This is a genomic window from Chryseobacterium formosum (assembly GCF_026460885.1).
Taxonomy (GTDB): domain Bacteria; phylum Bacteroidota; class Bacteroidia; order Flavobacteriales; family Weeksellaceae; genus Chryseobacterium; species Chryseobacterium formosus.
Genome location: NZ_JAOVZW010000020.1, coordinates 62,373 through 77,103, shown reverse-complemented (window position 1 = coordinate 77,103; position 14,731 = coordinate 62,373). Strand labels below are relative to the sequence as shown.

The window sequence follows — 14,731 nt, the reverse complement described above, 5'->3', positions numbered from 1 at the left end:
TTTACCAATACCCAAAATGACCTTACATTTTGAGTATGAAGCCAGTCGCTATGATCCAAGTTGTGAGCATAATGCTTATATACAGCAGCACGGTGATTTTCCGATTAACTTTCCGAAGGATATTGTGTTGACGAAGCAGTAGTAATGAGAAGAATAATTATAGTATTAATGCTAATTGTAACCATATTAAATAGTTGCAGAAGCGAACATATTGAGCTCAGATCAAGAAATGCTGTCAAGATATATGACAATGAGCTAAAAATAAAGATTGTCCCATGCAAAAATAGAATGATTGTAAAGGCAGTTTACCATGCTCCGATTATAGAACGAAGACAGAATTCTTCTATAAAAATTATAAGTAATAAAAAAGTAAGATTTAGAAAAATATATCCTAAACATGATTATTTTAAAATTATAGAATGCTTTGAAAATATTGATGAAGAACTAATGAGATTTCCCAAGACCAGCACAGATTCAAATGGTATTTGGACCCTACAAATTGGTCCTATGGATGCAGAGTTTGTTAGTATAAAATATAAAAAGGGAAGATATAAGAAAGATGTATTTGGTCGCAGCATGAGCCCACTATATGGTTACTTTTTTACAACTTCCGAAATGATTTTAGAAAAAGCACAACTTGAGCTTAAAGATTTGGATAGATAAAAATGCCCCCCCCCCTTATTAATTTTTAAAATAATATTATAATGATAAAATAGTAGAAGTGGTTAACATTATGAAAACAAAAGTATATATAACCTGTTGTGTATTATAATAAAAAAAAGAAAAAGGCGTTCATTTGATTGATAATGAGCATTTGGAGTTGCTGTCTTTTTTAGGATACAATTTTTATAATCTTAAAAGTGAAAATGCCAGAAAATTATAAGTACGAAAATAGATTAACTGGAGAAATATCAAAAAGGATGAGGTTTAAACTTCATCCTTTTTTGTTTTAATTAAACACAAATTTCACAAATATTTTTCCCAAATAAACTCAAATACCAGCGTTTTAACTTTTGTTTTTTTCCTTCAAACCAAAAGAAAAGAACATAATTTATACAAGCAATGTAATAAACCATACAATTCTAAGATTTTCCTTCTTATTAATTTTGTACCATAGAAATTGATTATGGAAAGGCTAAATAATATCTCACGAAAAGATTTTCTTAAAAACTCTGCTTTAGCAATGGCTGGAATTTCTTTAACGCCCGCAATGATGAACGCAAATACGGTTTCTGAAGATAAATTTTTATCAGAAAACGGAAAATTAATTTTAAAAAATGTCCGTCTTGAAACCGGTTTTGAATATGAAGAAGACGAAGTGGTTTCAACAAAAACAGATTTGTTTTTAATAGAAATCGAAAACGGAAAAATTTCGAAAATAGCTCCAAATAATTCAAAAGCGAAAGCCGTTGACGCAAAAGGATTTTTGATGCTTCCGGCTTTTAAAGACATGCATATTCATTTGGATAAAACTTTTTACGGTGACAAATGGCAAGCTGTAAGAAAAAGAAAAGGTGGAGTAAAAGGAATGATTGCTTTGGAAGAACAAATCATGCCTGAAGTTCTTAAAAACTCAACTTTTAAAGCCGAAAAAATGATTGAGTTGCTTCAGTCAAAAGGAACAGCTTTTGCAAGGAGTCATGTGAATATTGAGCCGACTTCCAAATTAGGTTCTCTGAAAAATCTTCAGAAAGCTTTAGAGAATAAAAATAAAAGTTTTGGTGCTGAAATCGTTGCTTTTCCGCAACACGGTGTTTTTTACAAAAACTCTGTTCCTTACCTGAAAGAAGCAGCTAAGATGAATATTGATTTCATCGGTGGAGTAGATCCTTTTTCAATTGATGGAGCGATTGAAAAAACGATGGATTTCACGGTTCAGTTGGCTTTAGACCATCAAAAAGGAATTGATATTCACTTGCATGAAACTGGCGAATCGGGTTTAAAAACTGTAGAATATTTAATTGATAAAGTCAACGAAAATCCTTCTCTGAAAGGAAAAACGTTTTTGAGCCATTGTTTTGTTTTGGGCAAATTAGATAAAACAAAACAGGAAGAAATTGCAGAAAAATTAAGGAATGCACAAGTCGGAATTGTTTCGACCATTCCTTTTGGAAATCTAATTATGCCTCTTCCGACTTTGCAAAAACATAACGTTACGGTTTACACTGGAAATGACAGCATTGTCGATCACTGGAATACGTACGGAACGGGAAGTGTTTTGGAAAAAGCCAATCTTTATGCTCAACTGTACGGTCAATCAACTGAGTTTTTACTTTCAAGAAGTTTAAAAATGGCGACAGCAAATTTACTTCCTTTGGATGATAAAGGAATTCAACAATGGCCTAAAATTGGTGATGATGCAGATTTGGTTTTGTTGAATGCAAGTTGTTCAGCAGAAGCCGTTTCGAGAATTTCAAATGTGGAGTCTCTCGTTTATAAAGGAAATGTAGTGTTTTAATTAAAAAATCAGGTGATGAAAGTTTTAGTATTTATTTTGTTTTTAATCAGTTTAAATACATGCGGAAAAAACTCAACTCAACCTGCAAAAGAAAATATGGTTTTAGATAAAAATGTAATTGAGCTTGTAAAAAGCAATGATGTGGAAGGTGTAAGAATGGCTTTGGAAAACGGAGCCGATGTAAATGCAAAAGATTCGAGAGGGCGGTCTTTGTTGCTTCTTGCTGCAGTCGGAAAAAAGATAAAAATTGCCAAGCTTTTAGTAGAATTTGGTGCTGATGTGAATTTGCAGGATCAGCAATTGGACAGTCCGTTTTTGTACGCTGGAGCAAACGGACAAACAGAATTGGTGAAATTATTTCTAAAAAATGGAGCAAAATTTGACGTTTTCAACCGATACAATGGAACAGCTTTGATTCCGGCTTGTGAAAGAGGTCATGTGGAAACTGTGAAAGTTTTAACCAATATATTAGGTTTTCCGATTAATCATGTAAATCGGTTGGGTTGGACGGCTTTAATGGAAGCTGTAATTCTCGGTGACGGAAGTTTTAAGTATCAGCAAATTGTTAAGCTATTAAAAAGCAGAGGCGCAAAAGATATCGCCGATAAAGATGGAGTTACAACTTTGCAACACGCAAGGTTATTGGGTTTTGATGAAATTGTTAAAATATTAGAGTCGTAAAGAGACAAAAGTTGTTTCTGAAAAATGATTTTCTATATTAAATTTTATTAATTTTAGAGGAAAATCATTGGTGATGAATCAGCAGTCTGATCACTTTCCGGTTTTGGGAATTCAGGATTTTCGCAAAGACCGATCACTGGGCAGTAATTTATTGTTCAACGAACTTTTTGGTGAGCGTACAATTGACCATCCTCATAAGCACGATTTTTTTATAATTAATATTTTTGAACAGGGAAAAGGCAGTCACACCATCGATTTTGTAGATTATGAAGTGAAAAGTCATCAGATTCATTTGGTTTTTCCTGATCAGGTTCATCAATGGGATATTCAGAAAGGAACTTTAGGTTATCAATTGATGATTAGCAGAAATTGGTTTGAGATTTTAGTCCCTACTTTAATGTTTTCACAGTCATTTTATCAAAATCATCCAGTTATTGATCTTTCGGAAAAGAGTTTCAATTCTGTTATGTATGAATTTAAAGCAATTCAAGAAACTTTAAAAGACGAAAACATCTTTTGGGAAATTATTTTAAAAAGAAGCGAAGTTATTGGGTTATTAATCAGTAAAGCGGTTGAATTTATATTTAATAATGACGAACAGTATCATTCTAATCCGGTATTTTCAAAATATTTAAATCTTATTGATGAACATTTTAAAGAAGAACGTTCGGTTTCTTTTTATGCTGAAAAACTCAATATTTCTCCAAATTATTTAAATATTATCTGTAAAAAAAGTATCAATTCCTCAGCTTCATCATTGATTCAGGACAGAATTTTATTGGAAGCAAAACGTCTTTTAAAAGTTTCAAAAATGTCGGTGAAAGATATTGTTTTTGATTTAGGGTTTTACGATCAGGCAAGTTTTTCAAAATTCTTCAAATCTCAAACGGGGATGACCCCTTCTCAATTCAAAGAATAATTTATTCAAACAAAAATTCCTCAGAAAATATTTCTAAGGAACTTTATTATTTAAATTTTATCTTACAATCCAGACCATCCGATTGCCCATGTTGGTGTAGCTTCTATGTTTCCGGCTCCTGTTGCAGAAGTAATTTCATTAAAAGTATTGGCTGAAAGAGTAACGGCAGTTCCGGCGCTAGATTTTGCTGAAACTTTATTGGTAACCGTTGATTGAAATAAAATATCTTTTATCTTGCTTTGACCATCAAAATGACTTACAGTTGCATCGCTTTCAAGATTAATTCCATTTGTCCAGCTTGAAATCACTGCGTTTTCAATTGTTGCGTGCGCTCCTGAAGACAGCCGAATTCCGTTTGATTCTCCAGTATTATTTCCGCCAATTATAGTTACATTTTTGATGATAACATTTGTTTGTGGAGTAGCTGTAGGGTTTGTTGCGTTGTTGATGCCCTTTATTGCGTTGTTTCCTGTGCCATCTGCTTTTCTTTTGGTATAAATTCCTGTTGCAGCTCCAATCCATCCATCTTTAAAACTGAGGGCGTTGTTTGCATTTCCAATCGAAACAATATTAGAAATGTTTACTGTTCCTCCATAAATTTCAATTCCGTCATCTCCTGAATTTAATAAAGCAACACTTTCCACTCTCGTGGCATTTCCTACACCAAATAAAGATGCTCCGTTAAACTTTTGGGTTCCGAAATTAGCTCCTGCATATTGGATTCTTACATAATTTAGAGCACCAGAATTATCAGCTTCATCAGTTCCTCCATAAGGTGAATTTCCGATTTCTGATAAACTAGAACTCCCTGTGTTAATTGGAGCTTTTCCACAAATTACAATTCCTCCCCAATTTCCTGCTACAGTTGTTTCTGAAGTAAATAAAATGGGAGAACCTGCAGTTCCATTGGCGTAAATTTTCCCTCCTTGTTCAACTAAAACATAAGATGCAGCACCTGCGGTTGCGGTAATTTTTGTACCTGCAGGAATGACTAAAGTTCCGCCATTTTTAACTGTAACAACACCATTAAGTTTATATAATTTCATGGGATCAAGCGTTACAACTTGCCCGTTGGACACATCACCTTTAAAATTATTAGGATCGACAGCAATTCCTGTAGGTGTAATGGTTGTAAATGTGTCCTCATCTTCACTGCAAGAATAAATAGTGAATGACGCACCTATAATAAAAGCCGCAATGATTATTTTAAAGTGATTTTTCTTCATAATTGTCGGATTATTCTCTTTCAACGGTATTTTTATTGATCTATTTTGAATGAGAAGACCAAATTACCATTTTTCTGCTTAGTTTCCCAATTCAGAATCAGATGAATTAATATTTAACATTAAATGTCTGTAAAAAGAACCACGCTCGGAAATTATTTCTGAGCGTGGTTTTCAATTTGATATGAAGAAACTAATTACTTAAATTCTTATAATCCAGCCCAACCTGTAGCCCAAGTTGGAGTGTTTATTCCATTTCCTGCACCAGTTGCAGAAGCATTTTCTGAATAAGTGTTTGCTAAGATTGTTACGGCTGCACCTGCTGTATTTTTAGCAGAAGCTTTAGTAGCAACATTTGTATCAAATTTAACGTTAGTAATCTTGTTACCACCGTTGAAATAAGCTACAGAAGCATCATGCTCTACATTGATACCAGTAGTCCAGTTAGATAATACTAAGTTATCAAAAGTACCATAAGTACCAACTCTTAATTTTAATGCATCAGCTTCACCTGTTGTACCTCCGATGAAAGTTGCATTTTTAATAGTAGGGTTAGATCTTGGGTTTGCGTTGTTATCCAAAGAGTTGTTATCAGCTTCAATACCTCTGTTACCAACACCGTTTGCTCTTCTTTTTGTATAAATGTTTGTTGCAGTTCCGTTCCAACCTTCAGTCCAGTCGAAAGCGTCATCTTCGTTAGCAACAGAAACGATGTTTGATACGTTTACTGTTCCACCGAAAAATTCGATACCGTCATCAGATCCGTTGATTAAAGAAACGTTATCAATTGTAGTTCCGTTACCAACTCCGAAAAGAGAAAGACCGTTGAATTCTTTATCACCTGTAAAGATTGCACCTGCATATTCAATTCTTACGAATTTTAAGATTCCAGAATTATCAGAAACATTCGTTCCTCCGTATGTTGCATTACCAACTTCAGCAGTTGCAGTAGTTCCTTTATTGATAGGAGCTTTACCACAGATTACTAAACCTCCCCAACTTCCTGGCGTAGGGTTTGGTGAAGTCATTACAATTGGAGAAGAAGCTGTACCGTTTGCGTAGATTTTACCATCTTGCTCTACTGTAATATAAGCAGAAGTACCACCTGAAGCTTCAATTCTTGTTCCTGCAGGAATTACTAATGTACCACCAGCTTTTACAGCAACGGCACCTGTAAGTTTATAAACTTTTGTTGCATCTAAAGTTACTGTTTCACCAGATTTTACTTCTCCCTTGAAGTTATTAGGATCAGAAGCAATACCTGTAGCGATGATTTCTTCATCATCATTATCACTACAAGATTGGAATACTACAGCTGTTGTCGACATAATGAATGCAGCAGCTAATAATTTTAAAGTGTTCTTTTTCATTTTACAATATTTTTATATTTATTTTTTATTTAGAATTCGTAAGAAATGCTTGCTCCTACAGCTGTTCCTCTTTTGTATTTTTTTGCTGCAAGTTCGTTTCCTGTTAATAGATTGTCTTGAACTCTTGTGAAATAAGGATTAATTAGGTTTCTTCCAGTGAAAGAGAAGCCCATTCCGTTTGATAATTTAAATTTCAAAGTAGCATCTAATGTGCTGAATGCCTTATCTACCATATTCCCTCTATTTTGTGTACCTAAAGAGTAAATATTATCTGAGATATAAGAGTATGAAACAACTAAGTCCATCGAATTTTTATTACCCCATTTCTGCTCTAAACCAATATTTGCATTGGCTAAGAAATCTGAAGCACCTTGCATTTTATCTTTTGTAACATTGAAGTTAGTAGAGTAGTTAGATTGTCCAGGTCCTGAATTTTCTTTAGCAACTTTGTCGTTGTCAAGTTCTTGTTCAGTATTCAAATAAGTACCGTTCAAGAATGCGTATAATCTTGTGTTTCCTGCACTGTAGATGTCTTTTCTGATTTCTGCTTCCACTCCATATACTCTTCCTGTGTCTCCCACGTTCATTACAGAAGTAGAGTTAGATGATGAATTGATGGTTACTCTTGCAAGAGGATTTTGGATGTATTTTCCAAATGCTGCTAATGATACCAACTCATTTTTACTTGGAAACCATTCCCATTTCAAATCTACATTGTAGTTGTCTGCAAGGTAGTTTGATTGGTTACCTAATGTGCTTTCTTCAATATCTTCATATTCGAAAGGAGCAATTTCTAGTAATAATGGAGAAGTGTAAGTTTTAGATCCGGCTAATCTTAAATTATGCTTATCATTCAAGCTATATTTCAAGTTGAAAGCTGGTAAAATCTTATTGTAATCTCTGTCTTGTTTTCCTTCCTGAATTGCAGTATTGTATTTAAGTTTCTGCATTAGATTTTCGTATCGTACTCCAACCTGTGCTGTAAACTTTTCGCTGAATTTGTAATCTACATTTACATAACCTGCATTATTAGTCATTTCAGAAGTAAATGTTTGTGGAACTAATGCTTGTTCCGGAGAATATTTCACATCACCTCTAAATGTTACAACATCAAAGAAAACTCCCGACTGATAATTGGCAAGGTTAAAGAATGTGTCATAGTTTTTAGGATCAACGAAGTAACTTCCCTGTACCGGTAAAATTCTAAAGTTGTACTGTGTTGCTTTGAAATCACTGTCTTTATATCTTCCACTATATCCTAATGTAATCTTTGCGTTTTCTCCTAATTTGTAATCTGCATGAATATCACCTACAAAATCATTCTCTAAAAGCTGATCATAATATCTGTTGTTTGCTCCAGGATTACTACTTGCGAAGAAACTATAGTTTTGCTGTTTATCAAAAACAGTTACATTCTGTTGTCTGTCTGGTCTTCTGCTGTCTAATCTGTTATATCCAACATTCCAAGATAATTTCAATGGCTCAGATAAAGTATGCTCACCTCGTAATTGGTTCACCAATAAATCGTTGATACGAGTTGTAGCCCTTCTTAGCTGAGTTGTATATCTTAACTGGTTAACATCATTGTCATAATAATCTCTGTTATATCCTGAGAAATTTCCTAATTTCTGCTCAGAAGTGTGGATATAATTTGATGATAGATTAATTTGATGATTAGGATTAATCTTGTAATTAATATTTACTAAGCCAGTTGTATTAGTAGTATATTTAAATTCTTCTGCTTGAGTGTATATTCTAAGAGCATCATCTTGTGCACTATATGTACCTCCCGTGATTCCATTGAAATATTCGTAGCTGTTATCAAAACCTCCATATCCGAAAATACTTAGCTTTCCTTGGCTTCCAACTTTGAAATTGGTTCCAAAGTCAAAACTCAAGTTAGAGTTGAAAGGATTGTTTACTTCCTGATCCTTCCAAGACGTATTAAAAACATATCCTTTATTTGCAACGGCATTTTTAGAAGGCTGTTCTAATTTAGCAAAACCAAAATAACTTGGTCCGTCCTGCAAGAAATAATTATTCTTCTGAACTGCATTAAAGTTTACAGAAGATCCTAAATTAATTTTAAAATAAGGCTTCCCTGTGTAAACTTTAGTTACAATATCAACGTTTGCTCCAGACATATCTCCCCAAAGTTTTGGGTTGTATACCTTCTCCAAACCAATGAAATCGATCATATCAGTTTTGATGATACTTAAATCTATGTTTTTGTATAAAGGATCGTTTGATGGAACCTGAAGTCCGTTAATGGTTGTAGAGTTGTTACGGTCACCTAGTCCACGGATGAAAATTTGTCCGCTTCCTTCTTGCTTTTGTGATCCGGTTGCTTTGGTTACGGCAACAGATACGTCACCTACACCTTGTTTTTCAAGCTGTACAGAACCAACTCTTTCGATTACCTCAACAGACTTTCTCTGTACACTGATGATATTAGATTCGCTACCTTTTTTTGTAGTTCCTTGAATCACAACTCCCTCAATTTTCTTTTCGCTTTTTAAGGTGTCGTTTTTTTCTTGAGCGTACATTAAAGTTCCAGATGTTGTAAGGAATAATGCAGCAATACTCAGTTTTCTAAAATTCATTTCTTTTTTACTAATTACTTTCGGTGCAAAGGAAGAAAAGTTTAGTCGTGTAAATGGTTTAGGGAAATTTAAATTTTTCTTAACTAAATATTACGAAATGGGAATTATTGTTAACTTTATGTGAACGATAACCTTTGTGTTAATCCATCATTCAAAAATTGTTAACTTTGAACCGTAAAAATTGAAAATGAACCAAAAGAAAATTCTTCTAATAGACGACGAACTCGATATCTTAGAGATTCTGTCTTACAATCTGGAAAAAGAAGGTTACGACATTTATACCGCTACAAATGGTAACGAAGGTATAGATAAAGCCAAAGAAATTATTCCAGATTTAATTTTATTAGATGTCATGATGCCCGAAAAAGACGGTATCGAAACTTGTCAGGAGCTTAGAAAAATAAAAGAATTGCAAAAATCTCTTATTGTTTTTCTTTCTGCAAGAAGTGAAGAGTTTTCTCAGCTGGCTGGTTTTCAAGCAGGAGCAAACGATTACATTGTGAAACTGATTAAACCGAAAATTCTTATTTCTAAAGTAAACGCATTGCTTCAGCTGACTTCTCAGGTTTCTGATAATGCTAAATTGATTGAAATCGGAGATTTGGTGATCGATAAAGATAACTTCCGAGTTTCAAAAAGCGGTCAACAGTTTTTGTTGCCTAAAAAAGAGTTCGATTTATTGTATCTTTTAGCTTCAAACACTGAAAAAGTTTTCAAAAGAGAAGAAATTCTTGAAAAAGTTTGGGGAAATGACGTAATTGTTGGTGAAAGAACAATTGATGTGCACATCCGTAGACTGAGAGAAAAACTTGGAATCAATACTATTCAGACTTTAAAAGGAATCGGATATAAACTGATTGTTTAATTTTAGAATTCCTAACTTTACATTCAACCCCAAAATTTTGTAAAATTGAAATTTTACAGACTTACTTTAGTTTCATCATGTTTGCTTACTTTGGTGATGCTCGTTTTAGTGATTATTTTTGATTCGCTAAAAGATATATATTACAACTCCTCTCAATTTAAGATTGGTCTTTTTCTATGTATTGTTTTTATTTTTATCATTAATTATGTGGTTTTAGAACTGCTGTTTAATTATTATGCTAAAAAACAAGTTATTAAAATCTCAAAAATTCTTCCCGAAGAAATTGTTTACAGCGATCAAAATAATATTACGCTGAAAGAATTAGGTGAAAGATTTTCAGATTTCAATCAGCAGCAAGTGACAGAGATGGATATGATGAAAGAAATGGAAAGTTACCGTAAAGAATATATCGGAAACGTTTCACATGAGCTCAAAACTCCGCTTTTTTCTATTCAGGGATATGTTGAAACTTTGGTTGATGGTGGAGTAGACAATATGACGATTCGTGATAAATATTTAGAGCGAATCGGAATTTCTGTTGAAAGATTGATTGCCATCGTAAATGATCTCGATATGATCAACCGTTTGGAAGCAGGAGAAATTAATCTTACGGTTTCAAAGTTTGATGTTAATATTTTAATTAAAGAAATATTTGATCTTCTCGATTTGGAAGCTGAAAAAAACAATACGGTTCTTCAACTTCAGACTTTACACAGTCAGATTTTTGTGGAAGCAGATAAACAGAAAGTTTCTCAGGTTTTTATTAATTTAATTTCAAATGCTATTCATTACGCCAACAGACAGGAGGCAAAAGTGGTGGTGAAGACAAGTGTTCTAAGAAATAAAGTCCTTATTGAAGTTATCGATAACGGAATGGGAATAAAAGCCGAACTTCTACCAAGGATTTTTGAAAGATTTTATCGTGTAGAAACAAGCAGAAGCCGAAGACAAGGTGGTTCAGGTTTGGGACTTGCCATTGTAAAGCACATTCTGGAAGCACATAACGAAAATATTACTGTAGAAAGTGTATACCTTGAAGGAACAAAATTCAGTTTTATGCTCGAAAAAAGTAAATGATTTTGCGGAATGTAAGGAAAAAAAAGTTTCTAAAAAATCATTAAATATTTTTTTGTGAAATCTCATTTATTATATATTTGCATCAAGAATTTATCATAATAAATAAAGGCAAAAAGTAATTGAAAAACTGATATGGTTTATAAGATCCGTGTAATATTAGATACTAAAGAAGATATTTTCCGAGATGTAGAAATCAAAGGAAAACAAACACTCTGGAACTTACATTTGGGAATTAAAAGTGCATTCAATCTTAGTGGAGATGAGTTGTCTACTTTTAATCTTCTTGAAGAGGATGGTACTGTCGTAAAAAGCGTACCTCTTGAAGATATGAGTGATGATGGTGATGGCGAAATTATGTCAGATGTTTACATCGATGAAGCCTTCGAATCTGCGGGTGACAAAGCTCAATTCCAATATGGGTTGCTTGATCTTTGGGAATTTTTCTGCGAGCTTGTAGAAGTGGTAGAAGAAACAAAAGGTGTGAATTATCCACTTACTGCATACAGATTCGGAAACGCACCACTAAAAGCTCCAAGCAAAAGCGGAAGCGCTGCAGGATCAAAAAACAAAAAATCGGCAATGCCTTTGATGGATGACGATTTCACTTTTGAAGATGATTTTGGAGTAAGCAGCACTTTTGTAGATGAAGATGATGATTTTGATGACGAGGAGGAAGATGACTATAACGATGACGTTTTCGATGATGAAGACGATGACAATGAAAGATAAAAATTAAAATATAACCCTGAATATTAGTTCAGGGTTTTTTGTTTCGATTAAATTTAAAACTCAATTCCTTATTTTTGTAAAAAGATTATCTCTCGCAGATTTTCCGGATTAGGCTGATTTTTATATCACAATCTGCTAAATCTGCACAATCAGCGAGAACTTATATTTGATTTAAATTATAAAACTTAAAAAAGATTTATCAAACAGAACATGTTTCTTAAATTTTAAAATGGAAATGAATATGGATTTACCTCAAGACTGGAAACACACCACCAATATATACGAAGTCAACGTAAGACAATATACCAAAGAAGGCACCTTCAGAGCATTTGAAAAAGAAATGCCACGACTAAAAAATATGGGAATAAAAACCTTGTGGTTTATGCCAATTACTCCGATTGCTCAGCAAAATAAAAAAGGAAGCCTGGGAAGCCCTTATGCGTCTTCGGATTTTACATCGATCAATCCTGAATTCGGAACCATGGATGATTTTATACATTTGGTCAATAAAGCGCATCGGTTAGGTTTAAAAGTAATTATTGATTGGGTTGCCAATCACACAGGTTGGGATCATGTTTGGACGAAAACCAGCCCTGAATTTTATTTAAAAGAAAACGGCACTTTCAAGATGGCTTCCGGAATGGATGACATCATTGAGCTGGATTATCAAAATAAAGAAATGCGTCAAAAAATGATTGATGCGATGAAATTTTGGATTGAAGAAACAGATATCGACGGTTTCAGATGTGATTTGGCTTCTTGGGTTGAAGTTGATTTTTGGAAGGAAGCAAGACCTGAAGTTGAAAAAATAAAACCTCTTTTTTGGATTGGTGAATTTGATGAATTGGAAAGTCCGGAATACGGGAAAGTTTTCGATGCAAGTTATTCTTGGAAATGGATGCACAAATCTGCTGACTTTTATAAAAATAACGAACCAATAAGCGAACTTATCGACTTACTCAAAAAATATTCTCAAATTGGAGATTCATCAATGAGAGCTTGGTTTACAACCAATCATGACGAAAATTCATGGAACGGAACCGAGTTTGAAAAATACGGTGACATCACAAAACCGATGGCAATATTTTCCACAACTTGGAACGGAATTCCATTATTGTATTCAGGTCAGGAACTACCCAATGTAAAAAGATTAGAATTTTTCGAAAGAGATCCAATACAATGGACAAATAATTACGAGATGGCCGATTTTTATAAAACTTTATTGGATTTAAAATCTTCAAACCCGGCTTTAAGAGGCGGAGATTCAAATGTTGTCACTTATCTTTTAAATACTTCTTCAAACGATAAAATTTTTGCTTATATCAGAAAAAATAAATGGAATGAAGTTTTAGTAGTCCTAAATTTCTCAAAAGAAGATGTTGAATTTACTATTGAAGATGAAAATTTATCAGGAGTTTTTAAAAACGTTTTTGATAAAACGAAAAGAGATTTCAGCAATAATAAAAAATTCAATTTTAGAGTTTCTGATTATGCCGTTTTTGAAAAATAAATTAAAAAAAGTTATGTGAAAAAATCTTCTAAGATTAAATCAAAATATATAACTTTAAAATGATCAATAGGAGCGGACTTTAGTCCGCTTTTAAATTAATTTGACAAAGGCTTTAGCCAAACTTAATATGAACAAATCTTCACTTATCGATAGTATTAAACTAAAACTCTCCGAGAAAATCCAGAATTTCGAGAAACTGATTTCAGAAACCCGTGCTTCCAGCAACGACACCAAAAGTTCGATGGGCGACAAATATGAAACGGGAAGAGAAATGCTTCAGCAGGAAATAAACAATCTCCAAATTCAGCTGAATGAAATTCTTAAACAAAAGGATTTCCTCAAAACTGTCTTACCAAAAGCTTCTGATAAAGCTGAAAAAGGAGCCATTGTGAAAACTGAAAAAGGATTATTTTTTATCTCTGTTTCTTTAGGCGAAATCAAAGTTGAGAATGAGAAAATCATTTGTATTTCGCCAGAATCTCCATTGGCAAAAGCAATGAATGGAAAACAGAAAAATGAGGTTTTTTCTTTGAATAATATGAATCAGAAAATCGTAGATATTCAGTAATTACAAACTCTTCCCACCAATATATTCCATCAGCGAATCTTTGTAATTTGGCGCAATGGCGATTTGTTCTTTTCCTATGACGATGTGATTTCTTTCAATCGCTTCAATTTTATCCAAACCAATGATATAAGAACGATGAATTCTCATAAATTGAGCAGAAGGTAATTCTTCTTCCAGCTTTCTCAGACTCATCAAAGTAAGAATTGGTTTTGGATTGTCTTTCAAATAAATTTTCACATAATCTTTCAAACCTTCAATGTACAGGATTTCGGAAAAGTTGATTTTGATTTGCTTGTATTCAGATTTTACGAAGAAAAATTCTTGTTTTCTTTCCGGTTTTGATACAGAAGCAGATTGCTGCGATTCGAAATAATTTCTGGCTTTTGAAGCTGCGCTCAGAAATTCATTATAATCAAATGGTTTTAATAAATAATCCAAAGCGTTGACTTTATAACCATCAATTGCATATTGGTCAAAAGCAGTTGTGAAAATCACTCGGCTGTTTTGCGGAAGAAGTTTTGAAAATTCCAAACCCGTCAAATCCGGCATTTGAATATCTAAGAAAAATAAATCGATGTCTTTTTGTTCTTCCAAAACCTGCATTGCTTCGATTGCACTGTTGCTTTTGTTTTTCAGTTCAAGAAAAGGCGTTTTCAGAACATAACTTTCGATTAAGTTCAACGCCATTGGTTCGTCGTCGGCAATTAGGCAGGTTATTTTTTTCATTG

Annotated in this window: 13 protein-coding genes; 9 read left to right on the top strand and 4 right to left on the bottom strand. The window is 33.4% G+C overall.

Features of this window, described 5'->3' with window-relative positions; genetic code table 11:
- Nucleotides 1–144 precede the first annotated feature (144 nt).
- The 4 genes from OF897_RS16570 (at nucleotide 145) to OF897_RS16555 (ending at nucleotide 4,058) form a co-directional block, all read left to right on the top strand.
- A complete protein-coding gene (locus OF897_RS16570; protein ID WP_267266783.1) occupies nucleotides 145–663 on the top strand; it encodes a hypothetical protein in 519 nt (172 codons plus the stop codon).
- Nucleotides 664–1,126: 463 nt separating this feature from the next.
- A complete protein-coding gene (locus OF897_RS16565; protein ID WP_267266782.1) occupies nucleotides 1,127–2,458 on the top strand; it encodes an amidohydrolase in 1,332 nt (443 codons plus the stop codon).
- Between the two features lie 15 nt (nucleotides 2,459–2,473).
- Nucleotides 2,474–3,139 carry an ankyrin repeat domain-containing protein gene (locus tag OF897_RS16560; protein WP_267266781.1) on the top strand — a complete coding sequence of 222 codons (666 nt, stop codon included), beginning with the start codon at nucleotides 2,474–2,476 and terminating at the stop codon, nucleotides 3,137–3,139.
- Between the two features lie 73 nt (nucleotides 3,140–3,212).
- Complete coding sequence (locus OF897_RS16555) at nucleotides 3,213–4,058, top strand: helix-turn-helix domain-containing protein (protein WP_267266780.1); 846 nt, start codon at nucleotides 3,213–3,215, stop codon at nucleotides 4,056–4,058.
- Between the two features lie 62 nt (nucleotides 4,059–4,120).
- Here OF897_RS16555 and OF897_RS16550 read toward each other — a convergent pair whose 3' ends face one another.
- The 3 genes from OF897_RS16550 to OF897_RS16540 all read right to left on the bottom strand — a co-directional run bounded on the left by OF897_RS16550 (nucleotide 4,121) and on the right by OF897_RS16540 (nucleotide 9,254).
- Nucleotides 4,121–5,284 carry a hypothetical protein gene (locus OF897_RS16550; protein WP_267266779.1) on the bottom strand — a complete coding sequence of 388 codons (1,164 nt, stop codon included), beginning with the start codon at nucleotides 5,282–5,284 and terminating at the stop codon, nucleotides 4,121–4,123.
- A 206-nt stretch (nucleotides 5,285–5,490) separates the two neighbouring features.
- Nucleotides 5,491–6,651, bottom strand: coding sequence for a hypothetical protein (locus OF897_RS16545; RefSeq protein ID WP_267266778.1), 1,161 nt, complete (start codon nucleotides 6,649–6,651; stop codon nucleotides 5,491–5,493).
- Between the two features lie 29 nt (nucleotides 6,652–6,680).
- Complete coding sequence (locus tag OF897_RS16540) at nucleotides 6,681–9,254, bottom strand: TonB-dependent receptor domain-containing protein (protein WP_267266777.1); 2,574 nt, start codon at nucleotides 9,252–9,254, stop codon at nucleotides 6,681–6,683.
- A gap of 187 nt (nucleotides 9,255–9,441) precedes the next feature.
- On the opposite strand from OF897_RS16540, the gene OF897_RS16535 reads away from it, so the two are divergent.
- From OF897_RS16535 to OF897_RS16515, 5 genes are all read left to right on the top strand, one after another.
- Nucleotides 9,442–10,119 (top strand): response regulator, encoded by a 678-nt coding sequence (locus OF897_RS16535; RefSeq protein ID WP_267266776.1) that lies wholly within the window; start codon nucleotides 9,442–9,444, stop codon nucleotides 10,117–10,119.
- 45 nt (nucleotides 10,120–10,164) lie between these two features.
- Complete coding sequence (locus OF897_RS16530; protein ID WP_267266775.1) at nucleotides 10,165–11,196, top strand: sensor histidine kinase; 1,032 nt, start codon at nucleotides 10,165–10,167, stop codon at nucleotides 11,194–11,196.
- 132 nt (nucleotides 11,197–11,328) lie between these two features.
- Nucleotides 11,329–11,925: an IS1096 element passenger TnpR family protein gene (locus tag OF897_RS16525; RefSeq protein ID WP_267266774.1), complete on the top strand. Its 597-nt coding sequence runs from the start codon at nucleotides 11,329–11,331 to the stop codon at nucleotides 11,923–11,925.
- A 241-nt stretch (nucleotides 11,926–12,166) separates the two neighbouring features.
- Entirely contained in the window at nucleotides 12,167–13,435 is a 1,269-nt protein-coding gene (locus OF897_RS16520; RefSeq protein WP_267266773.1) for an alpha-amylase family glycosyl hydrolase, read from the top strand.
- Nucleotides 13,436–13,562: 127 nt separating this feature from the next.
- A complete protein-coding gene (locus tag OF897_RS16515; RefSeq protein WP_267266772.1) occupies nucleotides 13,563–14,003 on the top strand; it encodes a hypothetical protein in 441 nt (146 codons plus the stop codon).
- On the opposite strand, the gene OF897_RS16510 is transcribed toward OF897_RS16515, so the two are convergent.
- Nucleotides 14,004–14,729 (bottom strand): LytR/AlgR family response regulator transcription factor, encoded by a 726-nt coding sequence (locus OF897_RS16510; protein WP_267266771.1) that lies wholly within the window; start codon nucleotides 14,727–14,729, stop codon nucleotides 14,004–14,006.
- Nucleotides 14,730–14,731: the final 2 nt, after the last annotated feature.